Annotated in this window: 23 protein-coding genes; 10 read left to right on the top strand and 13 right to left on the bottom strand. The window is 71.5% G+C overall.

The window, feature by feature from the left end; all coding sequences use genetic code 11:
• Positions 1–6 precede the first annotated feature (6 nt).
• From gnd to ASC58_RS12280, 3 genes are all read right to left on the bottom strand, one after another.
• The gene (gene gnd / locus ASC58_RS12290) at positions 7–1,086 is read right to left on the bottom strand and encodes a phosphogluconate dehydrogenase (NAD(+)-dependent, decarboxylating) (RefSeq protein WP_056919475.1); all 1,080 of its coding nucleotides are present in this window, start codon (positions 1,084–1,086) and stop codon (positions 7–9) included.
• 102 nt (positions 1,087–1,188) lie between these two features.
• Positions 1,189–2,322: a DNA polymerase III subunit beta gene (gene dnaN / locus ASC58_RS12285; protein WP_056919474.1), complete on the bottom strand. Its 1,134-nt coding sequence runs from the start codon at positions 2,320–2,322 to the stop codon at positions 1,189–1,191.
• A 649-nt stretch (positions 2,323–2,971) separates the two neighbouring features.
• Entirely contained in the window at positions 2,972–3,712 is a 741-nt protein-coding gene (locus ASC58_RS12280; RefSeq protein WP_235529212.1) for a TetR/AcrR family transcriptional regulator, read from the bottom strand.
• Between the two features lie 133 nt (positions 3,713–3,845).
• On the opposite strand from ASC58_RS12280, the gene ASC58_RS12275 reads away from it, so the two are divergent.
• Complete coding sequence (locus tag ASC58_RS12275) at positions 3,846–4,832, top strand: NAD-dependent epimerase/dehydratase family protein (RefSeq protein ID WP_056919571.1); 987 nt, start codon at positions 3,846–3,848, stop codon at positions 4,830–4,832.
• Here the strand turns inward: ASC58_RS12275 and dnaA are convergent.
• Positions 4,813–6,432 (bottom strand): chromosomal replication initiator protein DnaA, encoded by a 1,620-nt coding sequence (gene dnaA, locus ASC58_RS12270; protein ID WP_056919473.1) that lies wholly within the window; start codon positions 6,430–6,432, stop codon positions 4,813–4,815. The genes ASC58_RS12275 and dnaA overlap by 20 nt on opposite strands.
• 471 nt (positions 6,433–6,903) lie before the next feature.
• Here dnaA and rpmH point away from each other — a divergent pair, with 471 nt between their 5' ends.
• From rpmH to ASC58_RS12230, 8 genes are all read left to right on the top strand, one after another.
• Positions 6,904–7,041 (top strand): 50S ribosomal protein L34, encoded by a 138-nt coding sequence (gene rpmH / locus ASC58_RS12265; protein ID WP_056882794.1) that lies wholly within the window; start codon positions 6,904–6,906, stop codon positions 7,039–7,041.
• On the top strand, positions 6,980–7,420 hold the full coding sequence (gene rnpA / locus ASC58_RS12260; protein ID WP_369796224.1) for a ribonuclease P protein component: 441 nt from the start codon (positions 6,980–6,982) through the stop codon (positions 7,418–7,420). Before rpmH ends, rnpA begins: the two co-directional genes overlap by 62 nt.
• Positions 7,417–7,686 (top strand): membrane protein insertion efficiency factor YidD, encoded by a 270-nt coding sequence (yidD, locus tag ASC58_RS12255; protein ID WP_056916087.1) that lies wholly within the window; start codon positions 7,417–7,419, stop codon positions 7,684–7,686. The genes rnpA and yidD overlap by 4 nt, the downstream gene beginning before the upstream one ends.
• A 96-nt stretch (positions 7,687–7,782) precedes the next feature.
• Positions 7,783–8,802 (top strand): membrane protein insertase YidC, encoded by a 1,020-nt coding sequence (yidC, locus tag ASC58_RS12250; RefSeq protein WP_056919472.1) that lies wholly within the window; start codon positions 7,783–7,785, stop codon positions 8,800–8,802.
• Between the two features lie 11 nt (positions 8,803–8,813).
• The gene (locus ASC58_RS21645; protein ID WP_235529211.1) at positions 8,814–9,542 is read left to right on the top strand and encodes a R3H domain-containing nucleic acid-binding protein; all 729 of its coding nucleotides are present in this window, start codon (positions 8,814–8,816) and stop codon (positions 9,540–9,542) included.
• 150 nt (positions 9,543–9,692) lie between these two features.
• On the top strand, positions 9,693–10,439 hold the full coding sequence (rsmG, locus tag ASC58_RS12240) for a 16S rRNA (guanine(527)-N(7))-methyltransferase RsmG (protein WP_056919471.1): 747 nt from the start codon (positions 9,693–9,695) through the stop codon (positions 10,437–10,439).
• Positions 10,440–10,892: 453 nt separating this feature from the next.
• Positions 10,893–11,903, top strand: a complete 1,011-nt coding sequence (locus tag ASC58_RS12235; protein WP_304438396.1) for a ParA family protein — start codon at positions 10,893–10,895, stop codon at positions 11,901–11,903.
• A 15-nt stretch (positions 11,904–11,918) separates the two neighbouring features.
• Entirely contained in the window at positions 11,919–13,139 is a 1,221-nt protein-coding gene (locus ASC58_RS12230; protein ID WP_056916090.1) for a ParB/RepB/Spo0J family partition protein, read from the top strand.
• A gap of 208 nt (positions 13,140–13,347) precedes the next feature.
• Here the strand turns inward: ASC58_RS12230 and ASC58_RS12225 are convergent, their stop codons facing one another.
• From ASC58_RS12225 to ASC58_RS12185, 9 genes are all read right to left on the bottom strand, one after another.
• A complete protein-coding gene (locus ASC58_RS12225) occupies positions 13,348–14,526 on the bottom strand; it encodes an N-acetylmuramoyl-L-alanine amidase (protein ID WP_082553238.1) in 1,179 nt (392 codons plus the stop codon).
• Between the two features lie 276 nt (positions 14,527–14,802).
• The gene (gene trxA / locus ASC58_RS12220; protein ID WP_056916091.1) at positions 14,803–15,129 is read right to left on the bottom strand and encodes a thioredoxin; all 327 of its coding nucleotides are present in this window, start codon (positions 15,127–15,129) and stop codon (positions 14,803–14,805) included.
• Positions 15,130–15,181: 52 nt separating this feature from the next.
• A complete protein-coding gene (gene trxB, locus ASC58_RS12215) occupies positions 15,182–16,186 on the bottom strand; it encodes a thioredoxin-disulfide reductase (RefSeq protein WP_056919470.1) in 1,005 nt (334 codons plus the stop codon).
• A 132-nt stretch (positions 16,187–16,318) separates the two neighbouring features.
• Positions 16,319–17,065, bottom strand: coding sequence for a hypothetical protein (locus ASC58_RS12210; protein ID WP_056919469.1), 747 nt, complete (start codon positions 17,063–17,065; stop codon positions 16,319–16,321).
• A gap of 115 nt (positions 17,066–17,180) precedes the next feature.
• Entirely contained in the window at positions 17,181–17,729 is a 549-nt protein-coding gene (gene sigM, locus ASC58_RS12205; RefSeq protein ID WP_056916094.1) for an RNA polymerase sigma factor SigM, read from the bottom strand.
• Between the two features lie 27 nt (positions 17,730–17,756).
• The gene (locus ASC58_RS12200) at positions 17,757–19,817 is read right to left on the bottom strand and encodes a protein kinase family protein (RefSeq protein ID WP_056919468.1); all 2,061 of its coding nucleotides are present in this window, start codon (positions 19,815–19,817) and stop codon (positions 17,757–17,759) included.
• Between the two features lie 17 nt (positions 19,818–19,834).
• Complete coding sequence (murJ, locus tag ASC58_RS12195; protein ID WP_056919467.1) at positions 19,835–21,445, bottom strand: murein biosynthesis integral membrane protein MurJ; 1,611 nt, start codon at positions 21,443–21,445, stop codon at positions 19,835–19,837.
• Complete coding sequence (locus ASC58_RS12190; RefSeq protein WP_157581445.1) at positions 21,442–23,592, bottom strand: DUF6049 family protein; 2,151 nt, start codon at positions 23,590–23,592, stop codon at positions 21,442–21,444. Before ASC58_RS12190 ends, murJ begins: the two co-directional genes overlap by 4 nt.
• On the bottom strand, positions 23,592–24,086 hold the full coding sequence (locus tag ASC58_RS12185) for an NUDIX hydrolase (RefSeq protein WP_056916098.1): 495 nt from the start codon (positions 24,084–24,086) through the stop codon (positions 23,592–23,594). The genes ASC58_RS12190 and ASC58_RS12185 overlap by 1 nt, the downstream gene beginning before the upstream one ends.
• A gap of 83 nt (positions 24,087–24,169) precedes the next feature.
• Between ASC58_RS12185 and ASC58_RS12180 the strand changes: the two genes are divergently transcribed.
• Complete coding sequence (locus ASC58_RS12180) at positions 24,170–25,624, top strand: CCA tRNA nucleotidyltransferase (RefSeq protein WP_369796230.1); 1,455 nt, start codon at positions 24,170–24,172, stop codon at positions 25,622–25,624.
• Positions 25,625–25,789: the final 165 nt, after the last annotated feature.

Genomic DNA, 25,789 nt, shown 5'->3' with positions numbered 1-25,789 from the left:
GGTGGGTCAGCTCGACTTCTTCGCTGCGCGCTTGCGGGTCGGGCTGGTCGCGCCGGTGCCGGACGACGGGCCCGCGGCCGCGGCCTTGCGGCCCTTGGCAGCAGCCTTGGCCGCGCTCTTGGTGGGCTTCTCGTGGGCGGCAGCCTTGGCGGCGACGGCCTTCTCGTGCTTGGGAGCACCGTCGGCGCGCAGCTTCTCGCCCTCGGCGACGGACATGACCTGGTGGCCACCGAACCCGCCACGCAGCGCGGCGACGGCCTGCATCGTCGGCGACTCCTGCTGGCGCGAGGCGAACCGCGAGAACAACGACGCCGAGATGACGGGCATGGGCACCGAGTTGGCGATGGCCTCCTCGACGGTCCAGCGACCCTCGCCCGAGTCGACGGTGTACCCGGAGACGTCCTCGAGGTGCGGGTTCTTCTCCAGCGCGTCGACGAGCAGGTCGAGCAGCCAGGAGCGGACGACCGTCCCGCGGGTCCAGGCCTTGAAGGCACCGGGGACGTCGGTGACGATGTCCTTGGCCTCGAGCAGCTCGTAGCCCTCGGCATAGGCGGCCATCAGGCCGTACTCGATGCCGTTGTGGACCATCTTCGTGTAGTGCCCGGCGCCGACCTTGCCGGCGTGGACGAAGCCCTCTTCGCGCGGGCCCTCGGGGCGCAGCGCGTCGAAGATCGGCATGGCCTTCTTCACGTTGGCCGCGGTGCCGCCGACCATGAGGCCGTAGCCGTTCTCCAGGCCCCAGATGCCACCACTGACACCGCAGTCGACGTAGCCGATGCCCTTGGACTTGAGCAGCTTCTCGTTCTCGAAGTCGTCGGTGAAGCGGCTGTTGCCACCGTCGATGACCATGTCGCCCTTGTCGAGCAGGTCACCGAGCTTGACGACGGTCTCCCTGGTCGGCTCGCCGGCCGGGACCATCACCCACACGGTGCGGGGGGCGTCGAGCTTCTTGACCAGGGCCGCCAGCGTCTTCACGTCGGAGACAGCAGGGTTGTGGTCGAAGCCGACCACCTCGTGGCCCGCGCGGCGGATGCGCTCGCGCATGTTGCCGCCCATCTTGCCGAGGCCGATCAGACCGAGCTGCATGTGACGACGCCTTTCGTGTGGGGGCGGGGTCCGCGAGGGAGGACCTCCGTGGCGCACGGCATACCGCGCCGTGCGCGTAGGTCAGGCTACGCCCGGGTGAGCTCAGCTCGCGAAGCGGACGGGCATGAGGACGTACCGGTACGACGTGTCGGCCTCGCCGTCCAGCTCGTCCTGGCCCGAGAGCACCGCCGGGCGCGACGGCTGGGTGAACGACAACCGGGAGAACTCGGTGCCGACGGCGCCGAGGCCGTCGAGCAGGAACTGCGGGTTGAACGCGATCTCGATCTCGGGACCGGTCAGCGTCGACTCGACCGCCTCGGAGGCCTGGGCGTCGTCACCGGTGCCGGCCTCGATGGCGACCTGGCCGTCGGTGAACCGCAGCCGGACGGGGGTGTTGCGCTCGGCGACCAGGGCCACGCGCTTGACGGCCTCGACGAGGTCGGAGGTCTTGATGACCGCCTCGGTGTCGACGCTGGAGGGGAAGATCGACGTCACCTTGGGGTACTCGCCGTCCAGCAGGCGGGTGGTCGTCCGGCGCTGGCCGGCCTCGAAGCCCACCAGCCCGTCGCCCCCGGCGGACGAACCGAGCGCCACCTCGATCGAGCCGGAGGCACCGAGCGCCTTGGCCGTCTCGGACAGCGTGCGGGCCGGCACCAGCGCGAGGTGCTGGGCGTCGGTGGCCTCGGGGTTCCAGGTCAGCTCACGCATGGCCAACCGGTAGCGGTCGGTGGCGAGCAGCGTCATCTTGTCGCCGTCGATCTCGACGCGGACGCCGGTGAGGATCGGCAGCGTGTCGCCGCGGTCGGCAGCGATGGCGACCTGGCCGACGGCCTCGGTGAAGACCTTGCCGTCGATGTGGCCGCTGGCGGTGGGGGAGGTGGGCAGGGTCGGGTAGTCGTCGGCCGGCATCTGCATCAGGCTGAAGCGCGACGAACCGCAGGTCACCGCGACCTTGTTGCCCTCGGTGGCGACGTCGACCGGCTTGGTCGGCAGGTTGCGCGAGATGTCGGCGAGCAACCGGCCCAGCACGAGGACGGTGCCGCTCTCCGCGACGTCCGCGGCGACGGTGATCTTGGCGGAGACCTCGTAGTCGAAGGCCGACAACGTGAGGGTGCCCTCGTCGTTCGCCTCGAGGAGGACCCCGGCCAGGACCGGGACCGGGGGACGGGCGGGGAGCCCTCGGGCCACCCAGGTCACGGCGTCGGCGAGGACCTCACGTTCGACCCGGAACTTCACCGTCGCTACCTGCCCTTCACGTGCGGCCCCGCCGCCTAAACACCACGAATGTGATTGCGCACTGACCCTAGTGCTCGCGCTGCGGTCGGCCAACCCGGATGGAGGATTCGCCTTTCGTGTGATCTGCACGAGGTCGGGGGCAGGATTGGTACTCGGGGCTGGATCTCTGAGTTGAGGGATCTCGTCATCGTTGTAGGGGGTGTGCACTCTGTGGACGGGGCGCGTCGGCGCAGGTCAGGGGGCCGATCCCCTGTGCACACCGCGTGGACGCCGCGCCGGACCGATGGGTCCGGGCTGTGGAGGCCGATCCCGCGCCCACAGCGTCTCCACACGACACTCCCGGGCTGTCCCCAGCTCCGCGGTGTGTCGTGCACCGGTTGTCCACAGGTTGTCCACCGGTGTGCAGAAGGATCAGCCGAACGGATGAGAGACAGGGGGCCGCCACACATACCCACAGACTTGTCCACAGGTGTGGACCACGGGGACTTGGCCGGGATTGTCTGCTTTCCCGTGCTCAAGGGCGGCGGGCCCGTGCTCCGGCACTGCCGGGTGGCGTCACGTGTCGGGAGGATGAACGAGCACGCACAGCTGTGGAGAGTGCTGTGGACAACTGGGGACAGCCTGAGGACAAGCCGTGGATGACGGGGGTTCAGGACGACAGGACGAGACGGCGCGCGATCGTCACCATCGAGGCGAAGTAGGCGTCCTTGTCGGTGACCGTGTCCGCCCCGAGCTGCTCGAACAGCTCGGTCGACAGCGTTCCCATGACCAGGGACCAGGCGGCGAGGCCGGTCACGAGCGTGCGCGCGTCGACCCCGCTGCCCTCGAAGAACTCGCTGCGCACCATGGTTCCGACTGCTCGTTCGGCCAGGTCCGTGGCCTCCCCTCCGTCCTCGCCCGTCGCCAGCTGCCCGGATCGGGTGGCGTCCGCGAGCAGCCGGACGAGGAGCAGCTGCACCCGGGTGCCGGGTTCGGTCGTGCGCTCCGAGGGGGCGTCGTAGTCCGGCACCGGCGAGCCGTACACGAGGGCGTACTCGTGCGGGTGGGCCAGTGCCCAGGTGCGCAGGCCGTGCGCGATCGCGTCCCAGCGTCCGCCGAGGTCGTCGTCCGGTATGGCGCCGTGCGCCTCTTCGACCGCGTCGCCGAGCGAGGTGTACGCGGCGACGATGAGCAGCGTGAGCAGGTCGTCCCGGTTGGCGACGTACCGGTAGAGCGCCGAGGACACCATGCCCAGGTCCCGCGCGACGGCCCGCAGCGACAGGGCGGCCGCGCCGTCCCGGGCGAGGTGGCGTCGGCCGGCTTCGAGGATCTCCTCCTCCATCGCGGCGCGGTTGCGGGCACGGATCCCCATGGGGGCGGACCCGGTGCGGGTGGCGTCATCGGTGGGCACCTGCCCATCCTGCCAGTTCAGTGAGCAGGTGTCACGAATGTGAGCAGTGCTCTTGACGGGGCGCCGTTCCCGGGTGTCTACTTCGAGAAACAGAGAGCAGTGCTCACATTTGAGGATCAAGGAGCTGGTGGTCATGGCGAGGTACGTGGTGATGGGGGCAGGGGCGGTCGGGCAGAACACGGCCCGTGAGCTGGTGGCGGCAGGGCACGAGGTGAGGCTGGTGTCGCGGTCCGGGCGGGGTGCACACCTCCACGGGGTCGAGCCGGTCGCCGCCGACGCGACGGATGCTGACCGGGTCACCGAGCTGACCCGCGGGGCGGATGCCCTGGTCAACGCCCTCAACCCGCCGGACTACTCGACGTGGGACCGCGACTGGCCCCCGCTGGCGGCGTCCCTGCTCAGCGCGGCCGAGCGCACGGGTGCCGGGCTGGTCATCGTCGGGAACCTCTACGGCTACGGCCGGGTCGACGGGCCGATGACCGAGCAGACCCCGCTCGTGCCCAACGGGCACAAGGGTGCGCTGCGCGTGCGGATGTGGGAGGACGCCCTCGCCGCCCAGGCCGCGGGCCGGGTCCGCGTCACCGAGCTGCGGGCCTGCGACTACACCGGGCCGGGCATCGGCGGGCGGATGAGCATGCTCCAGGAGCTGGTCGTCACCCCGGTGGTCCGTCGACGGCCGGTGTGGCTGCTCGTGGGTGACCCCGACGCAGCCCACACCTGGACCGACGTCCGTGACACCGGCCGGCTCGCCGCGCTGCTCGCCCAGGACGACCGGGCCTGGGGACGGGCGTGGCACGTCCCCAGCGCACCGGCCCGCTCGATGCGTCAGGTCGCAGGTGAGGTCGCGGCCCTGGTGGGGCGCAGGACGCCGGCCGTGCGCGCCATACCGGCTCCCGTGGTGAAGGGGATGGGGCTCGTGGTGCCGTTCCTGCGCGAGCTGGCCGAGACCCGGCACCAGTTCGACCGCCCGTTCGTGCTCGACTCCTCCGAGACCGAGCGCGTCTTCGGTATGGCGCCCACGCCGTGGGAGCAGACCCTCGCCGACACGGTGGCCTTCGTGCAGGACCCTGCTGCTGTTCCCGGCGCCGCCGGGAACGGGATCAGCGAGACTGCTGCTTGATCCGGTTGGTCAGCTCGGTGACCTGGTTGTAGATCGCCCGGCGTTCGGCCATGAGCTGGCGGATCTTCTTGTCGGCGTGCATGACCGTGGTGTGGTCGCGGCCGCCGAACTGCTGGCCGATCTTCGGCAGGGACAGGTCCGTCAGCTCGCGGCAGAGGTACATCGCGATCTGGCGGGCCGTCACGAGCACCCGCGAGCGGGACGTTCCGCACAGGTCCTCGATGGTGAGCCCGAAGTAGGCTGCTGTCTGGGCCATGATCGTCGCGCTCGTGATCTGCGACCCCTGCTCGTTGGGGATGAGGTCCTTGAGCACGATCTCGGCCAGGCCCATGTCGACGCTCTGCCGGTTGAGGCTGGCGAACGCGGTGACGCGGATCAGGGCGCCCTCGAGCTCGCGGATGTTCGTCGAGATCCGGCTCGCGATGAACTCGAGCACCTCGTCGGGGGCGCTCATCCGCTCCTGGATGGCCTTCTTGCGCAGGATGGCGATGCGGGTCTCGAGGTCGGGCGGCTGGACGTCGGTGAGCAGGCCCCACTCGAACCGGCTGCGCATCCGCTCCTCGAAGCCGCTCAGCAGCTTGGGGGGCAGGTCGCTGGTGATGACGACCTGCTTGTTGGCGTTGTGCAGGGTGTTGAAGGTGTGGAAGAACTCCTCCTGCGTCTGCACCTTGCCCTGCAGGAACTGGATGTCGTCGATGAGCAGCACGTCGACGTCGCGGTAGCGGCGCTGGAAGTTGCTCGCCTTGTCGTCGCGGATGCTGTTGATGAAGTCGTTGGTGAACTCCTCGGAGTTCACGTAGCGCACCTTTACGTGCGGGTAGAGGTTGCGCGCGTAGTGCCCGATCGCGTGCAGCAGGTGGGTCTTGCCCAGCCCGGACTCGCCGTAGACGAACAGCGGGTTGTACGCCTTGGCCGGCGCCTCGGCGACGGCGACCGCTGCCGCGTGGGCGAACCGGTTGCTTGCCCCGATGACGAAGGTGTCGAAGGTGTACTTGGGGTTGAGCCGGGTCGCCGACTCGTCGGTGATGCTCGGGACCTCGTCGCGGGGACGCCGCTGCGCGGGAGCCGGTCCGGGGGCCTGGGCGGCCTGCTCGCCCGAGGGGTCCGGCCGCTCGTCGGGGTCGACCCGGTGCGCGGGCTGGTGCTGCGGCTCACGCTGGCTCGGGGCCCAGCCGTTGTTCTCGAGGTGGCCGACCTCCCGCGGGCTCTCGCCGTATCCCGCGTCGCGGAAGTTCGCCGGGGCCTCGCCGTACCCGCCGTAGGGGGCGGTACCGCCGCGCTGCTCACCACGCTGGTCGGGCAACCCGACGGTGTCCTCGACGTAGTGGTCCTCGTCGAGCGAGGGGTCGACGGTGACCGCGAGCTGCACCTGCGTGCCGAGCTGGGAGGACAGCGCACGGGTCACCGCGTCGCGGACCCGCTGCTCGACGACGTCCTTGGTGTAGTCGTTCGGCACCTTGACCAGGGCGGTCCCGTCGAGCAGGCCCGAGAGCCGGGCCAGTGCGAGGAACGCGCGTTCGCGGACGGGCAGACCGTCGGCGTCGAGGGAGGCGATGGTGTTCTGCCAGATCTGAGCAAAGTCCAGATCGGCCTCGCTCACAGGTCCCACATCCCTTTCGACGGTGTCCGCGTTGCTGCCCTGTCGCAGGGTCATGGTGTCCGGTCCACACTGTGCCTCATCCACATGGTTATCCACAACCTGTGGGCAAGGACCGGGACGAGGACGGACGCTAACAACATCAGCCCCCGCGGAGCAAGCCACACTCCGGAAAATTTGCCTGTCCCGGGCAAATTCGGGGCAGAGCCTCGGCGTGTCCGCGTGGACGTCGCCCCCGGCGGTGTTAAAGCGGGTGGTACGTCCCGTGTGCCGCCCGCCGACGGGCTGGTTTGACCCTGCCGTTCACGCTCGCGTACCTTGGAGCAGGCCTGTCGGCCGTTTTCGCATGCCCGTGACACCCCGTGGTCGCTCTCTTCCAGGAGCCGGTCGCGGCGCGGGTTTCCGATTGCGGCCGCGTGCCGCCCACCAGCACTCAGCAGGCCAACCGGGCCTGACCAGTAACGGAGAAACCTCGTGAGCAAGCGTACTTTCCAGCCGAACAACCGTCGCCGGGCCAAGACCCACGGCTTCCGCCTGCGGATGCGCACCCGTGCGGGTCGCGCCATCCTGTCGGCTCGTCGCGCCAAGGGCCGCTCCGAGCTCTCCGCCTGAGGCAGTCCCTGTGCTGCCCGCAGGGCACCGGCTCCGCACGAGCTCGGAGTTCTCGGCAGCGCTCAGGGGCCCCAGGGGAGCCCGAGCAGGCTCCACGCTCATCGTGGTCCATGCAGGACAGACCGACGCGCGCGCGGGACAACCGCCGCGGGTCGGTTTTGTCGTCTCCAAGGCCGTCGGTGGCGCAGTGGTGCGCAACCGGACCAAGCGTCGGCTGCGGGCGCTGATGGCGGCCCGTCTCAGCGACGTCCCGGCCGGTACGGACCTCGTCGTTCGGGCGAATCCCGCTGCGGCGCAGGCGAATTCGGCGCAGCTCGGGGCCGAGCTGGACCGGGTCCTGCCGAAGGTCCTCGCTCGGGTGGGGTCGGGTCGGCGATGAGGTCCGTCGGCAAGGTCGTCACGACTCCGCTGATCGGCCTGATCGTGCTCTACCAGCGGTTCGTCTCCCCGATGCGGCCCCCGACGTGCCGGTACTACCCCTCCTGCTCGGCCTACGCAGTCACCGCCCTCCAGCGATTCGGTCCCGTCAAGGGAACCTGGCTCGCCCTGAAGCGGTTGGGCAGGTGTCATCCCTGGACCGCCGGGGGTGTCGACCATGTGCCAGCCCAGTCAGCACGACCCGCCCAGCCCGCAGCCCAGCGGTAGGGCACCAGACCTGCCGGCCACGCGTCATACGCACTGCATGGTCGGAACCACTGGTGGGACGTCAGCCCGACGGCCCACCACCAGATTGAGGACACCATGAGCTTCAGTGATCTGATCTACCCGTTCGAATGGATCGTCGCGTGGATCCTGTACGGCTGGCACAGCCTGTTCGACACGATCGGGATGCCGCCGGACTCGGGCGCGGCGTGGGTGCTGTCGATCATCGGCCTCGTGGTGGTCATGCGGGCGGCGATGATCCCGCTGTTCGTCAAGCAGATCCACGCCTCCCGGCGGATGCAGCTCATCCAGCCCGAGATGCAGAAGATCCAGGCCAAGTACAAGGGCAAGACCGACCCGGACTCCCGTCAGGCGATGACGCAGGAGACGATGGACCTGTACAAGCGGACCGGGACCAACCCGTTCAGCTCGTGCCTGCCGATCCTGCTGCAGTCCCCGTTCTTCTTCGGCCTGTTCCGTGTCCTCAACGGCCTGCAGAAGATCGCCTCGGGCGAGACCCAGCCGATCGGTCCGATCAGCCGCACCCTGGCCGGTCAGGCGGAGCAGTCGACGCTCTTCGGTGCCCAGCTCTCCGACAAGTTCATCGGTGCGGACAGCCTGACCACGCAGATCGTCACCATCGTGCTCATCGTGCTGATGTCGGCCTCCACGTTCACCACCCAGCGTCAGCTGATGATGAAGAACATGCCGGCCTCAGCGCTGGACAACCCCTTCGCCAAGCAGCAGAAGATGCTGCTCTACCTGATGCCGTTGTTCTTCGCCATCTCCGGCGTCAACTTCCCCATCGGTGTCCTGCTCTACTGGCTCACCACCAACGTGTGGTCGATGTGCCAGCAGTTCTACGTCATCCGCAAGATGCCCGCCCCGGGTTCGCCGGCGGAGAAGGCCATGCAGGAGCGTCGGGCCAAGCGCGGCAAGCCGGTCGAGGAGTTCCGGGTCAAGGGACTCGACAAGCCCGAGGAAGAGGCTCCCAAGGCGTCCGGCCAGCGGCAGCAGCCGAGCCGGAACAAGAAGAAGAAGACGAGTGCCGCAGGCAAGCCGAAGCCGGCCACCGCGAGCTCGCCCGTGCAGGAATCCAAGCCGCAGACCGACAACTGAGAGCGATGACCATGACCGAGCACCACGACACCGTCGTCGACGAGACCAGCCAGGCCGGCCAGACCGAGGTCGCAGCGAGCACCGACGCGACCCCCGCGGGTGACGCCACCGACGCGCACGCCGCCGAGACGGACACCGTCAGCGCGCACTCGGAAGCCTCCGAGACCGAGACAGAGACCGAGGCCGACCCCGACTCCGACGATGCCACCGACGCGACCGGTGCCCAGGACGCAGGAGCCTCCGGCTCGACCTCCCGTCGTCGCCCCGCCAAGACCGCCGACCTCGAGCGGGAGGGCGAGGTGGCAGCCGACTTCCTCGAGACCCTGCTGGACATCGCCGACCTCGACGGCGACATCGACGTGGACGTCGATGGAGACCGTGCTGCCGTCTCCATCGTCGACTCGGACGAAGGGCGGGTGCCCCGCCGCCTCGTCGGACCGGACGGCAAGGTCCTCGACGCGCTGCAGGAGCTCACTCGGCTCGCGGTGCAGTCCGCGACCGGTGAGCGCAGCCGCCTCATGCTCGACGTGGCCGGCCACCGTGCCGAGCGACGAGCGGCGCTGGTGACCATCGCCCAGAAGGCCATCGCCGACGTCAAGGCGTCGGGCCAGCAGGCGTCGCTGGAGCCGATGACCGCGTTCGAGCGCAAGGTGGTCCACGACGAGGTGCTCGCAGCCGGCCTGGTGTCGGAGTCGGACGGGGTCGAGCCTCGCCGTTTCGTCGTCGTGCTGCCGGGCTGACGCGGTTTCACGTGAAACAGTGCCGATAAGGCGCCGCCCGACGGGCGCAGGACCGGGACACCGGACCTGCGCCCGTCGCGCATTTTCCCCTCGCCGGACCCGGCCCCTACGCTGGTCGGCGCAGCCCGATCGATTCGACCCCGAGGTGACATGAGCGACCAGCCCGCCCCCAGAGACGCCGCCGAGGCTCCGCTCATCGCGCCCGCTGCACCCGCGGCGGCCGCGGTGGTCTTCGGGGACCGCCTCGCCGTGGCCGAGGCGTTCGCCGCGATCCTGGCCGACACCGGGGTGTCGCACGGCCTCATCGGTCCCCGTGAGGTCCCGATCCTGTGGGAGCGGCACATCCTCAACTGCGCCGTGGTGCACGAGGCCTTCCCTGAGGGCGCGGCGATCGTGGACGTGGGATCCGGGGCCGGGCTCCCCGGCCTGGCGCTGGCCATCGCGCGCCCTGACCTGCACCTGCACCTCGTCGAACCCATGCTGCGCCGCACGACCTGGCTGTCCGACACCATCGAGGCGCTCGGTCTGACCAACTGCACGGTCCACCGGGGCCGGGCCGAGGAGTTCCACGGAGTGCTGTCCGTCGAATGGGCCACGGCTCGAGCGGTGGCCAGGATCGACAAGCTGGCCCGGTGGACGTTCCCCCTCCTGGCTGCCGGTGGAACGCTCGTCGCCCTGAAGGGCAGCAGCGCCGACGACGAGCTGGAGGCGGCCGCACCCCTGCTCCGCAAGCTCGGCATGGTGGGATCGCAGGTGCAGCGCTACGGAGGCGACCTGCTGGAGGTCCCCACGGTCACGTTGGAGCTCGTCGTGAAGCCCCGCCCGGCGACCAAGGCGGAGGCTCGTCGCGCCAAGAAGGCGACGCGGCCGGGAACAGCCTCCCGACGCGACGCCTGAGCCCGCGCTGGACGCAACGGGACCAAGCGGTCAGACCGGACGAGGACCCGCGTGGTGCGGCGGGATCGAGCGCGTTTGTGAGGCCACCCCCACGTAGGGTTGGATGATGCCCATGGCCAACGAGGTGACCGCGTGACGACAGCAGCGCTGCAGCTGAACCGGGGTCTGGGATGGCCCGGACGTCAGGCGGGCCCCAGCACCGCTGTGGGTTGGCCCAACGTCTCCGACGAGCAGGAGCAAGCCGTCGAGAGCCAGACCAGCGACGCAGTTGACGCTCCTGTTTCACGTGAAACAGACGACGCGACCCCGGCTGATGTCAAGGATGTCGGGGCGACAGGTCCTGTCCCTGCGGGTACGGCAGCCGATTCGTCGCCCGTCGCGACCGCGCCGGTTTCACGTGAAACCGGGTCCGCGTCGGAGTCGCCAGTCGCCGGTGGGCCCACGCCGTCGCACGTGGGGGACTCGGCCGCGGCCGAGGACGCCCTGGCGGCCGTCGTTTCACGTGAAACAGAGCAGCGGGAAGAGCTCGCCTCGTCCCTGCCGCACGGGGACCACGACACCCCGCTGGCGCGCGCTGTCGCCGAGGACGCCCGCAAGCGGATCGCCCTGACGGGGCGGGTCTTCCCGAAACCGCCGACCACCCGCGTGCTCACCGTCGCGAACCAGAAGGGCGGGGTCGGCAAGACGACCACGACGGTCAACGTCGCGGCTGCCCTGGCGCAGGCCGGGCTCACGGTGCTGGTCATCGACATCGACCCGCAGGGCAATGCCAGCACCGCGCTGGGCATCGACCACCACGCAGAGGTCCCGAGCATCTACGACGTGCTCGTCGAAGGAACGCCGATGATGGACGTGGTGCAGGAGTGCCCCGACATCCCGGGCCTGTGGTGCGCACCCGCCACGATCGACCTGGCGGGTGCCGAGATCGAGCTGGTCTCGCTCGTGGCGCGAGAGACCCGTCTCCAGCGCGCCATCACCGCCTACCTCCTGCAGGCGGAGTCGTCGGACCGTCCCACGCCGGACTACGTCCTCATCGACTGCCCGCCCAGCCTCGGTCTGCTCACGGTCAACGCCTTCGTCGCGGCCCAAGAGGTCTTCATCCCGATCCAGTGCGAGTACTACGCGCTCGAGGGTCTCTCCCAGCTGCTCAAGAACATCGAGCTGATCCGCAACCACCTGAACCCCACGCTGCACGTGTCGACCATCCTGCTCACCATGTATGACGGTCGGACGAGGCTTTCGGCCCAGGTGGCCGACGAGGTCCGCACCCACTTCCCCGAGCAGGTCCTGCGCAACACCGTGCCGCGGTCCGTGCGCATCTCCGAGGCGCCCAGCCACGGCCAGACCGTGATGACGTACGACCCGAACTCCAGTGGCGCGCTCTCGTACCTCGGCGCCGCCGCCGAGCTCGCCGACCGTGGGGCAGCCGGCCCCGTCCCCCCGCCCGCCCCCGCGCAGAACTGACAAGGAACCCCCCACATGAGCGAGAAGCGTCGCGCCCTCGGCCGGGGCCTGGGTGCCCTCATCCCCAACGCCCCGACCTCTCCGACCTCGAGCCGTCCGGTCGACGTGTTCTTCCAGGACCAGCGGCCGGCCACGACGGTGGACCGTGCGCAGGAGACCCCGGCAGGGGAGGAGACCCTCACGGAGGGCCCGGACGCGACGACCTCGGTCGAGGGCGGCGCCGCCGAACGGCGGACCGAGACCTCCGAGCGGCCCACGGCCGACGGGAGCGGGGACGGGGCAGGGTCCGAGGGGGCGGCTGACGGGGAGGGTGCCACCGCACCCCGGCAGGAGGCGGACGCCACGGACGCCTCGGTCGTGGACCGTACCGGCGGCCGTGGTCTCGCGCCGGTGCCGGGGGCGTCGTACGGCGACCTCCCGGTGGGGTCGATCCGGCCCAACCCGAAGCAGCCACGGTCGGTCTTCGACGAGGACGCCATGGCCGAGCTCGTCCACTCGATCAGCGAGATCGGGGTCCTCCAGCCGATCGTCGTGCGCCCCATTCCTGCAGGTCAGGGGCCTGACGACCTCGACAACGCGCCCGAGGGCGTCATCTACGAGCTCATCATGGGTGAGCGCCGCTGGCGGGCGTCGCAGGAGGCCGGCAAGAGCACCGTGCCGGCCATCGTCAAGGAGACCGACGACGACGACCTGCTCCGCGACGCGCTCCTGGAGAACCTCCACCGCAGCCAGCTCAACGCGTTGGAGGAGGCTGCGGCCTACCAGCAGCTCCTCGAGGACTTCGGCTGCACGCACGACGAGCTCGCCGGACGGATCGGGCGGTCCCGGCCCCAGATCTCCAACACCCTGCGCCTGCTCAAGCTGCCCCCTCTCGTCGCGCGCCGGGTGGCCGCCGGGGTGCTCTCGGCCGGGCACGCCCGGGCCCTCCTGTCGCTCGACGACGGTGCGGGTATGGAGCGCCTGGCCCAGCGGATCGTGGCCGAGGGGCTGTCGGTGCGCTCGGTCGAGGAGATCGTCGCCCTGGGCGGGGACCAGGAGAAGGCCAAGCCCCGTCGTCCCCGCGCGGGGAACCGTCACCCTCAGCTCGACGACCTCGCCGCCCGCCTGTCCGACCGCTTCGACACCCGCGTCAACATCGCCCTCGGCCAGCGCAAGGGCAAGCTCACCGTGGAGTTCGCGTCGGTGGAGGACCTCAACCGCATCGTCGACATGCTCGGCGTCGACCGGAGCGCCTGACTCCGCGACGCCCACACCCGGCAGGCCTCGACGGCACGGCCGCTGGCTGCCGGCCGCCGTGAGCGGGGCGCTCGCGGGCGTCGATGTTTCACGGGAAACATGGCGTCCAGAGGCGCCCGCGGCCCATCTTGGCCATCACCGGAGACGACGAATCCCCTTGACCAGCAAGGGGATTCGTCAGTTGGAGGCGTTGCGTCGGCCGGTCGGGTCAGCGGTGCGCGGCGAGGTAGGCGCGCAGGTCGCCGAGGTGCAGGACCCCGGTCTTGGCGGTGTCGTCGTCACCCAGGTAGAGCCGCTGGAGGCTGACGAGCACGGCCTCGGCGAGGGTGTCGCGGAAGGCCGGGTCGGCCAGACGGGCGGCGTCGGCGGGGTGCGAGAGGTACCCGGCCTCGATGCGGACCGCAGGCATCGTCGTCTGCTGGAGCAGGGTCCAGGAACGCCCGTGCGAACGGCAGTTGGCGAGCCCGGTGCGGGCGACGATCTCGCGCAGCACGAGGTCGGCCATGTGCTCGCCGATGGCCGACCAGGACGTCGTCCGGTCGCGGCCGAAGAAGAACGTGGCCACCCCGCTCGCGTCGGCGGCGTCGTGCGAGTCGGCGTGCAGCGACAGCAGCAGGTCGGCGCCGGCGGCGTTGGCGATGGCCGCGCGCTCCTCCTCGGTGGGGCAGGTGTGCTCGGTGCGGGTGTAGACCACCGCGACACCGATGGCGGTCAGGCGACCCTCGATGCGGCGGGCGAGGTCCATGACCAGATCGGCCTCGACCAGTCCGTTGGCAGCGGCCCCGGTGTTGTCGCCGCCGTGCCCGGGGTCGAGCACGACGGTGCGCCCGCTGAGGTTGTGCCCGGAGCGACGGACCCGCTCCCGCTCGCGCAGCACGTTGGCGGAGCCGCCGGACACCGAGCGTCGCAGGTCCTCGAACGCGCGCAGCGTCTCCGGGCCCACCGACCCGTCCCCGGGCAGGCCGTAGGCACGCTGGAAGCTGCGCACCGCGCGCTCGGTCTCGGGGCCGAACCGTCCGTCGACCCGGCCGGAGGCGAACCCGAGCGTGTTGAGCCGTTCCTGGAGCGCCACGACGTCCTCACCGCGCAGGAGGTGGCCGGGCGTGTGGACGAGGATGCGGTCCCCCAGGGTCCAGCGGGCGCCGTCGATGGCGCCGAACGTCTCCACGCCCACGACACCGTCGACGATGAGGCCCTTGTGCTGCTGGAAGGCGCGCACGGCACGCAGGAGGCCCTCGTCATACACGTCGGGGTCGGGGGAGCCGGCCATCAGCTCGGTGAGCTCGGGCAGGTCGTCCGAGGCGAGGGCGGCGAGCCGGGTGCGGACGTCGAGCACCGCGGGTCCGCGGCTCCCGAGGCCGAGCAGGCCGTTCTTGCTGTCGGACACGCAGCCTCCTCGCGGAACGTGGTCGGGACCTCGTCGAGGTCGGCATCGGTGCAGGTCAGGGGTGGTCCGCAGGAGCGAGCCGGGATCCTGCCGCAACCGGCGGGACGGGGTGGGACACAGGTGGCCGGCTGTCCGGTGGGGTCGGCGCGGCCGGGTCGTGCAGGGACCGACTCTAGGTCAGCGGAGGGGGTTCATCCAACCGAAACCGCTGGACGAGGACCCCTCGGAACGCGTCAGCCGGCCGGCCCCGAGGGGGTCGGCCGGCTGACGGACGCCTCAGTTGAGGTAGTCGGCGAGCTCGCGGACGAGCTTGGGCTTCGGCATGGCGCCGACGAGGGTCTTGACGACCTCGCCACCGACGTAGACGTTCAGCGTCGGGATGCCGGTGATGCCGTAGCGCGAGCTGACGGCGAGGTTCTCGTCGGTGTTGAGCTTGACGATGTCGATCTTGTCGGCGTGCGCGATGGCCAGCTCCTCGAGGACCGGGGCGACGGCGCGGCAGGGGCCGCACCAGGGTGCCCAGAAGTCCACCAGGACCGGCTTGTCGTTCTGGAGGACGTCGGCCTCGAAGGTGGCGTCCGTGGTGTCCTTGATGGCTCCCACTCGGGGGCTCCTTTCGGTGGTGCTGCGGTTGGGGAAGGGGTCGTGCGGTCGGTCAGTGGGTGAGCGCGGGCTCGTCGACGAGCGCCGCGTCGGTGGCCGGTGCCCCGGCGTGGTCGCGGTCGGCCAGGAAGCGCTCGGCGTCCAGGGCCGCCGCACAGCCCGAACCGGCGGCGGTGATCGCCTGCCGGTAGGTGTGGTCGACCAGGTCGCCGGCAGCGAAGACGCCGGGCAGGTTCGTCAGCGTGGTGCGACCTTCGACGAGCACGTACCCCTCGTCGTCGAGCGACACGACGTCCTTGACCAGCTCGTTGCGCGGGTCGTGGCCGATGGCGACGAACAGCCCCGTCACGGGCAGCTCGCGCGTCTCGCCGGTCACGGTGTCGCGCAGCGTGATGCCGGTGAGCTTGGCGTCACCGTGGATGGCCTCGACGGCGGAGTTCCAGGCGAACTTGATCTTGTCGTTGGACAGGGCCCGCTCGGCCATGATCTTGGAGGCGCGCAGCTCGTCACGACGGTGGACGATCGTCACCGACCTCGCGAACTTGGTGAGGAAGGTGGCCTCCTCGACGGCGGAGTCGCCACCGCCGACGACGGCGATGTCCTGGTCACGGAAGAAGAATCCGTCGCAGGTCGCACACCAGGAGACACCGTGCCCGGAGAGGCGCTTCTCGTCGGGCAGGCCGAGCTCACGGTAGGCCGAGCCCATCGCGAGGATGACGGCGTGCGCACGGTAGGTGTTGCCCTCCGCGTCGACCACGGTCTTGATCTCGCCCTCGAGGTCCACCGACTCGACGTCGTCGGTGATGATCTCGGCGCCGAAGCGGTCGGCCTGGGCCCGCATGTTCTCCATGAGGTCCGGACCCATGATGCCGTCGCGGAACCCGGGGAAGTTCTCCACCTCGGTGGTGTTCATCAACGCGCCACCGGCCGTCACGGCACCCTCGAAGAGCAGGGGGGCCAGGTTGGCCCGGGCGGCATACACGGCGGCGGTGTAGCCCGCCGGGCCGGAGCCGATGATGATCAGACTGCGGATGTCGTCAGGTGCGGTCGTGCTCACGCGAGTACAGCCCCTTGTGGTCGAGAAGGAGGTTCACCGCTACATACGGTGCTGATGTCTGCAACCGATCGTAGGGCCTGAATGTTCCTCGCCGGGCCGCGGCAGGCCGCGGTCGACGGGTGATTCCGCCGCTCAGGGGACGGGGACCGGCCCGGCGATCACGACGGGGTGCGTGGCGTCGCAGTCGCGACCCACGGCGTACACGTTCTGGCCGGTGTCGCCGCTGACCAGCGCGACCACGGCGGGGCGTCCGTCGTAGGTGCCCACGTCGCCGACGACGGGCATCCACGGAGCCACCCCGAGGGCGGTGAGGCAGCCGCGCAGGCCCTGCGGGTTGGTGGCGGCGTCCGCCTTGAGGGAGCTGGCAGCGCTGAACCCCTGGCTGAGCATGCTCCGCGCCTGCCTGGTCAGCTCCGTGGAGGTGTATGCGGTGCCGGTGGAGGCCAGGGCGATGGCTCCGGTCCCGGCAGCCGCACGGCTGTCCGCCCCGGTGGGGGCGCCCTCGGGACCTGACGCGGAGGACTTCGCCGCACCGGCCGAGGCGTCGTGGGCGCTGGACGAGCCACCTCTGCTCAGCGAGGCCATGAGCTCGCCGGGGCCGGTGCCCAGCATGGCGGGGACGGCGACGGCCACGGCGGCGACCGCGGCAGCGACCAGGCCCACCTTGGCCCACAGGGGACGGCGTCGACGCAGCGGGACGACGGTGCGGTCACCGGCGGCCGACCGGGACTGCTGCTCGGCGGCGATCGAGGCGTTGATGCGGTCGACGAGGTCAGCAGGCATCGGTCCAGGGTCGCCGAGCCCGGCGAGGAGGGCCCGGATGCCGGTGGGGTCGTCCTGCTCGTCGGGTCGACCGGGCGGCACGGGCGGGGTGGTCACCACGAGAACCTCCGGACGGGTCGGGCCGCGACAGGGCGGAGCGGGGGACGTGCAGGTCGGTGGGAGCAGGCGGCGCCGGTGCGACGGGCACGACAGGGGCTCCATGGGTACGACGTCACGGCTGCCCCGATCGTTCCCGGAGCATGGCTGCCATCGCCTCGCGTCCCCGGCTGCACCGTGACTTCACCGTGCCCTCGGCGACCTCGAGCACCGCAGCCGCCTCGAGCACCGAGAGCCCGTGCATGTCGACGAGCACGAGCGCCATCCGTTGGCCCTCGGGCAGCCGGTCGAGGGCCTCGCGCACGTCCAGCCGGGTGTCCACCGAGGCGTGGGCGTCCCGCTTGTCCGCCAGCTCGTACTCCGGCAGCGGGGAGGTGGGCTTGTCGCGCCGGAGCCGGTCCAGGCACGCGTTGACGACGATGCGGTGCAGCCAGGTGGTCACGGCGGCGTCGCCCCGGTAGGACCCTGCCCGCCGGAAGGCCGAGATGAACGCGTCCTGGACGCAGTCGGCGGCGAGCTCGGGGTTCCGGGTGGTGCGCAGGGCGACGGCCCACATCCGGTCGCGGTGACGGCGGAACAGCTCCCCGAAGGCGTCGGGGTCACCGGCCAGGTGTTGGCGCAGCAGCTCCCGGTCGTCGCGCTCGTGCAGGGGAGTGGTGCCCATGGGAGTGACCGTCCGCCGCCGCGCGGCTCAGCGGACCGTGACCTCGGCGAGCGTGGCCCGGAACCTGCCGTCGGAGACCTGGGACACCTTGGTGAACCAGACGAAGACGTACTGCCCGGAGACCGGCTTCTTGGCCTTGACCGTGACCGAGCCATCCTTGCCCTGGGAGGTGCCGAGCTCGGTCGCGTTGTCGAGGGTGCGGTCCTCGCCGACGTAGACCGTGACGTCGGACGTGTCGGGCAGGACGAGGTCGACCTCGGAGACCTTGCGGACCTGGCCGAGGTCGACCCGGACGCCGACACCCTTCTTCAGGCCGCCGAGGTTGGCGCTGGCGTAGCCCTCGGAGCTCCAGAAGGTGTCGTCCTTGCCGTCGAAGACCCGGGGGGCCTCACCGTTGCGCTCGGCGTTGTCGCCCTCGGGGTCGAAACCGGTGGCGCTGAGGATGGCGAACGGCTCGCCCCCGGTGGCGGTGTCCGACGGCTGCGACGTCTGGGTCTGGCCGGGGGGCACGGTGACGGTCGTGGACGCCGTGGCCGTGACGGTCGGCTTCGAGGTGCCCCCGAACAAGATGTTGCTCCTCGAGCCGATGGTCGAGGCGCCCCAGAAACCCAGGACCGCGACGACCACGAGGAAGGTGGCCACGATGCCCAGCACGATCCCGGACTGGTCGCTGCTGCGCTGGGTCGTCTCCTGCGACAGCATCGGCAGCGGCGGGTCGAGCGGTTCGTCGTTCTCCACGAGGGCCTCGTCGAGGCTGATCCGGCGGGACTCGGCGCGCTCGGCAGCCGCCTCCTTCGCGGCCTTGCGGTCGGCGGCCTTGTCGGCGGCCGCCTTGGCGAACGACCCGACCTTGTGCGCCGCGGCACCGGCCGCGTGGCCGGCGGCGGTGCCGGCCGCTCCCAGCGCCAGGCCGACGGCGGCGGCCGGGCCCTCCTGGTGGGTCGTCGGGGAGCCGTCGGCGGTGCCGCCGTCCGGGGTGGTGGCGGTCGCGGCGTCAGTCCCGGTGGCGGTCCCGGTGGCAGTCCCGGTGGCGGCGACGGCCGGGGCGTCGCCCACCCCGCCCGCGGGCAGGGTCTGCGTCGACTGGTCCGTCGGCGCGGCGAGGACCTGGGTGGCCTGGTCGAAGGGTGCGGCGCCTGGCTGCTCGGCCGCGGCCTCCCGTGGCAGGTCGGCCATGGGTAGGGCGATGGTGCGTTCGACCCCGTCGTCGGGGCGCGGGGAGCTGCCTCCGAGCCCGACCACCTGGGTCGGCGCCCAGGGGGCGATCTGCGAGGCGAAGTCACCGGGGCTGAGGGGGCCCTGGTCGTCGTTGAGGGTCAGGCGGCACAACGCGTCGAGGTCGCCGGGGACGCCGGCCGCGATCTCCGAGGGGGCGGCCACCCCGCCGACGACGCGCGGCGCGCTCTCCACACCGGGCACGGGGGTGGAGAGGGGCCAGCGGCTGGTCAGCGCCGCATACGCGATGGCCACCACGCCCACGGCGTCGAGGCGGGCGGCGGTCGCGGAGTCGATGTCGTCGTCGGAGGCCATCGCGGCGGCGGTGGCGACGCCACGGACCTTGATGGTGCCGTCGGGGGCGCGCAGGACCGAGTGGGGCGTGAGGCGCAGGTGGTGCAGGCCGCGGGAGCGAGCCGCTTCGAGACCGGTCGCGGTCTCGCCGGCGATCCGACGCGCCTCCTCGGCGGGTAGGCCGCCCTGCTCGAGGATCTGGGCGAGGGTGTGGGCCTCGGGGATGGCCTCCTCGACGTAGAAGGCCGTGCCCTCGGAACGACCCACGTCGAGGACGCGGACCAGCCGGTGGTTGTCGAGGCCCGCGGCGCGACGGGCGGCGTCGAGGGTGGCCGGGGCGTGGGCGTCGTCCTCGCCGAAGCAGACGACGACGACATCGCGTTCGAGGGTGGTGTCGTGGGCCGACCAGCGCTCTGCGTGCGGCAGCTTCTCCAGCCTGCGCTGCACGGCGTACCGGCCGCCCAGCACCGTCGAAGGCCCGACCCCGTGCACGCTGCCTCCTGTTCGTTCGTCGACGTGGTCGACGTCCTCGTTGCCGTCCGTGTTGTCGTCCGTGCTGCCCCTGCGCTGCGCTGTCATCCTAGGGTCTGCGCACCTCAGGGTGAGCGACGACGCAGCCGACGCACGACCGGGTCGAGCAGCTGCGAGGCCTCCCGCACACGCATGGCGTGGGCGAGCCCCAGCGCGGCCGCGGCGAAGGCCAGTCCGGCGACCACGGTCACCACGAGGCGACCGGCGAACCCGCTGTCGGTGACGCCCTGGCCGAGCCGCAGGACGAGCCAGCCCACCGCGGCGGCGAGCACCGAGGCGATGGCGAGCCGGACATACACCTGGATCGCGGAGGCGAGCCGCAGCCTGCCGAGCTTGCGCCGCAGCAGGAAGAACCCGAGCAGGGCCGCGAGCAGGTTGCTCACGGTCTGGCCGATGCCGACGACCACCCCGGCCTGGTCCGGTCCGGCGACGATGATCGCGACGTTGAACGCGGTGGCGACCACGGTGACGAGCAGCTGGAGGAGGAACGGGGTGCGGGCGTCCTCGTAGGCGTAGTAGACGCGCTGCACGAGGTAGAGCCAGCCGTAGGGGACCAGGCCGAGCAGCATCGCCATGAGGACGTGCGCGACACCGCGGACCTGCTCGGGGTTGTTGCTGAACAGCAGGACGCGCAGCACGGGCTCGGCCAGCAGGATGCCGCCGACCGTGGCAGGCACGAGCAGGACGGCGGGCATCCGCAGCCCGCGGCCGAGGTCGTCGACCACCTCGCCGACCCGACCGGCGTGGACCGACTTCGACACCCGCGTGAACAGCGCCGTGACGAGGGAGACGGTGACCAGCGAGTGCGGCAGCATGAAGAACAGGAAGGCCGTGCTGTACGAGTACTTGTCGGTGCTGCCGGTGAGGACCCGCGAGGTGACGATGAAGCCGAGCTGGCTGACCGCGACGGCCGCGAACGTCCACACCGCCACCTTCGACGCCGAGCGCAGCCCCACGCCGCGGAACCCCCACACCGGGCGGAACCGGAAGCCGATCCGGCGCAGCGGCATCACCAGCGCGAATGCCTGCGCCGCCACCCCGAGGGTGGCCGTGCCGGCCACGAGCCAGATCATCGTCGGCGTCCACGCTGAGACGCCGGCCTCGGCGGGCAGCCCGCCGAGCAGGAACGCCCCGAGGCCGAACATGCTCACGATGTTGGCCAGGGCCGGTGCCCACATGTATGCCGCGAAGTGGCCGCGGGCGTTGAGCACCTGACCGAGGAGGGTGTACAGCCCGTAGAAGAAGATCTGCGGGAGGCAGATGAACGCGAAGGCGGTGCTCAGCGCGAGGGTCTGGTCGGACCAGCGCGAGGTCGCGTTGATCTGGACGAGGAACGGCGCCAGGGCGGTGGCGACCACGGTGGCGACCGCCATGAGGGCGATCGAGAGGGTCAGCAGCCGGTTGACGAACTCGTCGCCGCCGTCGTCGTGGTGGGCGGCCTTGGTGATCTGCGGGACGAGGACGGCGTTGAGGACGCCACCGGCGAGCAGCAGGTAGAACTGGTTCGGCAGGGTGTTGGCGACGTCGAAGGCGTCACCGGTCACCGCGAAGCCCATGACGGCGGCGAGCATGACCGACTTGGCCATGCCGAGGACGCGGGAGACCACGGTCCCCGCGGCCATCACCGCGCTGGAACGGGCCAGGCTGCGTTCGCCCTGCTGGGACGTCTCGCTCATCCGCGTGCCTCCACGGTCTGGGGGTCGGCACCGGGGCCGCGGTCGGTGCGGCTCGGTCGCCGCCGGACCGTGCGCACGATACCGAGGGCGATGACCAGCGCTGCCACCCCACCCAGGACGAGGTAGACCCAGTTGCCGGTGGGGGTGACGTGGACCTGGACGTCGGCGCCCTGCCCGACGACCGTGCCGTCGGGCGTGGTGAGCGTCGTGCGCAGCGGCACGAGGCCCGCCGCCAGGGCGGTCACGCTGACGTTGACCGTGGCCCGGCTGCGCGGGCCGATCCGCAGCACCGAGGGCTGGCTGTCGATCTGCAGGCGGGGGTTGGACGCCTCGACGGTGAGCTTGACGTTCTCCACCGGCACGTCGAGGTCGTTCGTCACCGTGATCTGCAGCCGACCGGAGTCCGCGAGGAAGTTGATGGTGCCGGCACTGACCTTGACCGCGGTCGTGGTCTGCCGGGTGGCGGCCGTGACCCGCCCGCTGAGCGTGTTCCAGGCAGTGGGGGCCGAACGCCAACGGGTCGAGAACAGCTGTTCGGCGGCGCGGGTCCAGGTGCGCGCGAACTCGTCGCCGTCGTCGCGGATCTGGGCCACCCCCCGCACCGTGCGCAGGGTGCGGTCGAGCTCGGCGACCCGGGCTCCGGTGAGGACCGGCTTGCTGCCCGTGGTCACCGGCGTGGTCGGCCGGGTCACCGGAGCGGCCTGGGTCGTCGCCGTGCGCCGGGCCTGCGCCAGCTGGGCGCCGGTCGTCGACGGGGTCAGCCACGGCAGCGTCTGCACGGTGTCGAAGAACCGCCGCGTCGCCTCGGGGTCGGGGTTGAACGAGCGCGGGGCGACGACGAACACGGATCGTCCGGCTGTCCCGGGCAGCTCGCCCAGCAGGGCCGCCGTGTCGGCGATGAACTGCTGCGTGCTCAGCAGGGACTCCTGCGGCGACGTGGTGCGCCCGAGCAGCGCGCTGAGGGAGTCGTCGTACGCCAGCAGGGGCAACCCGGTCGTGCTGCGCTGGACCGCGCCCGGGGTGAGGCCGTTCAACCCGGACGGCAGGGCGTTGCTCGAGGCCACCTGCCCGGCCAGCGAAGGCACGCGGAAGAGCTGGCGCAGCCCCGACTCCGCCCGGGCGGTGTACGTGCCGTCAGCCGGCCACGCGATGTCGGCGCGGCCCCCGAGGGCGTCAGCGGCCTCGTCGGAGCGACCGACGAGCTCGCGGACCAGCCCGGTCGCCCCGGCCTGGCCGACGACCGCACCGAGGTCGGCGTCGGTGTCCGGCAGGACCCAGGGCGTGTGGCTGCGGGCCTCCTGGGTGATGCGGTCCTCGGTCGCCGTGCGCAGGACGCGTTCCTGGGTGCCGGTCTGCCCGGCGTCGATGGGGTCGGGCAGCAGGGACGGGGTGAGGCTGGGGTCCAGCGCCCAGGTCACCGGGGCGTCCTGGGTCGCGTCCAGCACCCGGGTCACCCGCGAGGACGCGTCCAGGGCCGAGGTCCACGCGGTCTCCCGGGCGGTGCCGCTCGCGCCGAACAGGTCGGGGTCGGGGTCGAGCGTGAGCGGGACGGCCCACGAGATGGACAGCGGTTGGTACTGCTTGATCCGCTGGTAGCCCGCGAAGGTCCGCACCGCGCTGGTCCCGGACTCCACGCTGAGGGGGACGGCGCCGTACGTCGCGTCGGTGCGGAGGGAGGCGACCCCCTCGATGCTGATCCGGAACCCGGCCGCGGTGCCGGGCGCGACGTTCCCCTTGAGGCGGGTCTGGCCGATGACGTCGCCGCGCGCCGGACCGGCCTGCGCCGCCCAGTCGCGGACGGCCGCCCGGGTGTTGGCGAGGGTGCCGGCCACCACCCGGACGGTCGGTCGGGCCAGGGGGGTGGTGCCGTCGTTGCGGATCGTCCCGGTGACGACGAGCGCCTGGCCGGGGGCCACGACGGCGGGGCTCACGCCGGTGAGCTGCACGACGGCGTCGGCTGCTGCGGCTGCCGGCCGCCCGGCCGCCGCTGTGGTGGTCGTGGTGGTCGCGGTGGTCGTGGCGGTCGCGGGTATGGCGCGGACGGCCGGTGCGGTGGGGCCGGCCGCGGCGGTGGCGTGGGGGGTGAGCAGCGCGGGCAGCACCAGGGCTGCCGCGGCGAGCACGCGGCATACCGGGACGCGCACCATCACCCGTCTCCGGCCAGACGGTGCCAGGCCTGCCTGGCGATGCGACGCTCGTTCGGGAAGGTGAGGTGCTCGTGGGCCTCCCGCAGTGGGAGCCACGCGACGTCGACCGCTTCGTGGTCGGGGTCGTTCTCGATGGTGAGCCGGCCGCCGGTGGCCTCGAGGAGGTAGTGGTGCACGAACTTGTGCACGCGGTGGTCGCTCGTGGCGAACCAGTAGTCGATGGTGCCGAGCTCCGTGAGCACCCGACCCTCGATGCCCGTCTCCTCGGCGACTTCGCGCTCGGCGGTCTCGGGGAGGGTCTCGTCGTTCTCGCGGTGGCCCTTGGGCAGGCACCACTCGATCCGCCCGGCCCGGTTGCGGCGGGCGATGACCGCGATCCGGGCGATCCCGTCCTGCACGTCGACGACGATGCCGCCGGCGGAGCGTTCCTCCACGGCGGGAAGGCGCGCGCGGCTGGGGGCCAGCCGTTCCGGATCGCGCGCAGGGGAGGTCACGCTGTCACTCTAACGAGCGCCTAGGCTTGTCCCTCGTGTCCACCGCTGATCCCCGCGAGCCGAAGGCCGGCCCTCCCGCCGCCCTGCCGGAGCTGTTGCGGGCGGCGACGGCCCACCTCGCCCCGGTGGTGCCGCTGCTCACCGAGCTGGGCGAGCTGTTCGCCGCCGCCGGGCACGAGCTGGCCCTGGTCGGTGGCCCGGTGCGCGACGCCTTCCTCGGGCGCGTCTCGCCCGACCTGGACTTCACGACCAGCGCCTCGCCCGACGAGTCGCTGGCCGTCCTCAAGCCCTGGGCCGACGCCCACTGGGACATGGGTCGCGAGTTCGGCACGGTGGGGGTGCGTCGCGGCGACCTGACCGTCGAGGTGACGACCTACCGCGCCGACGCCTACGACGGGCAGACCCGCAAGCCCGTGGTCGCGTTCGGCGACAACCTCGAGGACGACCTGGTCCGACGCGACTTCACCGTCAACGCGATGGCGCTGCGGCTGCCCTCGATGGAGTTCGTGGACCCGCACGACGGGCTCGCCGACCTCGCCACGCGGACGCTGCGGACACCGGGCACCCCCGAGGTGTCGTTCGGCGACGACCCGCTGAGGATGATGCGGGCCGCGCGGTTCGCCGCCCAGCTCGGTGTGGCGGTGGCGCCCGAGGTGCGCTCGGCCATGGAGCAGATGGCGGGCTCGATCGAGATCGTGTCGGCCGAACGCGTCCGCGACGAGCTCACCAAGCTGCTGCTCGCCCCGACCCCGCGCCCCGGGCTGAGGCTGCTCGTGGAGACCGGCCTCGCCGACCACGTGCTCCCCGAGCTGCCCGCGCTCAAGCTCGAGATCGACGAGCACCACCGGCACAAGGACGTCTACGAGCACTCGCTCACCGTGCTCGACCAGGCCATCGCCCTCGAGGGACCGGCCGACGGCCCCCCGGAGTCGGTGCCCGGCCCTGACCTGTGGCTGCGGCTCGCGGCCCTGCTCCACGACATCGGCAAGCCGGCGACCCGGCGGTTCGAGGAGGGTGGCGGGGTCTCCTTCCACCACCACGAGGTCGTCGGGGCCAAGCTCGCGTCCAAGCGGCTCAAGGCGCTGCGTTTCGACAAGGACACGGTGAAGGCGGTTGCGCGCCTCACCGAGCTGCACCTGCGGTTCCACGGGTACGGCGACGGCCAGTGGACCGACTCCGCCGTGCGCCGCTACATCACCGACGCCGGCCCCCTGCTGCCGCGACTGCACCGCCTGACGCGGTCCGACTCCACGACCCGCAACGCCCGCAAGGCTGCCCGGCTCTCGAGCACCTACGACGCCCTCGAGGTGCGCATCGCCGCGCTCCAGGAGGCCGAGGAGCTGGCGGCCGTTCGGCCGGAGCTGAACGGCAACGAGATCGCCGAGGTGCTAGGCATCCGTCCCGGGCCCGTGCTCGGACGCGCGTACTCGTTCCTCCTCGAGGTCCGCCTCGACCAGGGCCCCATCGGCCACGACGCCGCGGTGGCCGCGTTGCGCCGGTGGTGGGCCGACCAGCCCGAGTCCGCCCCCCAGGACTGACGCAGGCTGACGCGGGACTGACCCAGGAGGGGACGGGTTGTCCCGCGTGGGCCGGGACCCAGCGGTCGGCGGGGCTGCGTGAACAGGCATCGGTGCAGGCCAGCGGTCCTGCGGCCCGGCGCGCCTTGGTCGCGATTGCTCGTGCTTGTGCCTTGTTGGATACTC

Source organism: Phycicoccus sp. Root101 (assembly GCF_001426245.1).
GTDB lineage: Bacteria > Actinomycetota > Actinomycetes > Actinomycetales > Dermatophilaceae > Pedococcus.
This window is presented reverse-complemented; position numbering and strand designations above follow the sequence as displayed.

What these genes read in the sequence shown, in the direction of transcription:
- gnd (WP_056919475.1), bottom strand. Translation starts at nt 1,086, where the DNA reads ATGCAGCTCGGTCTGATCGGCCTCGGCAAGATGGGCGGCAACATGCGC.
- ASC58_RS12275 (WP_056919571.1), top strand. Translation starts at nt 3,846, where the DNA reads ATGGCGAGGTACGTGGTGATGGGGGCAGGGGCGGTCGGGCAGAACACG.
- yidD (WP_056916087.1), top strand. Translation starts at nt 7,417, where the DNA reads ATGAGGTCCGTCGGCAAGGTCGTCACGACTCCGCTGATCGGCCTGATC.
- yidC (WP_056919472.1), top strand. Translation starts at nt 7,783, where the DNA reads ATGAGCTTCAGTGATCTGATCTACCCGTTCGAATGGATCGTCGCGTGG.
- ASC58_RS21645 (WP_235529211.1), top strand. Translation starts at nt 8,814, where the DNA reads ATGACCGAGCACCACGACACCGTCGTCGACGAGACCAGCCAGGCCGGC.
- rsmG (WP_056919471.1), top strand. Translation starts at nt 9,693, where the DNA reads ATGAGCGACCAGCCCGCCCCCAGAGACGCCGCCGAGGCTCCGCTCATC.
- ASC58_RS12230 (WP_056916090.1), top strand. Translation starts at nt 11,919, where the DNA reads ATGAGCGAGAAGCGTCGCGCCCTCGGCCGGGGCCTGGGTGCCCTCATC.
- sigM (WP_056916094.1), bottom strand. Translation starts at nt 17,729, where the DNA reads ATGGGCACCACTCCCCTGCACGAGCGCGACGACCGGGAGCTGCTGCGC.
- ASC58_RS12200 (WP_056919468.1), bottom strand. Translation starts at nt 19,817, where the DNA reads ATGACAGCGCAGCGCAGGGGCAGCACGGACGACAACACGGACGGCAAC.
- murJ (WP_056919467.1), bottom strand. Translation starts at nt 21,445, where the DNA reads ATGAGCGAGACGTCCCAGCAGGGCGAACGCAGCCTGGCCCGTTCCAGC.
- ASC58_RS12190 (WP_157581445.1), bottom strand. Translation starts at nt 23,592, where the DNA reads ATGGTGCGCGTCCCGGTATGCCGCGTGCTCGCCGCGGCAGCCCTGGTG.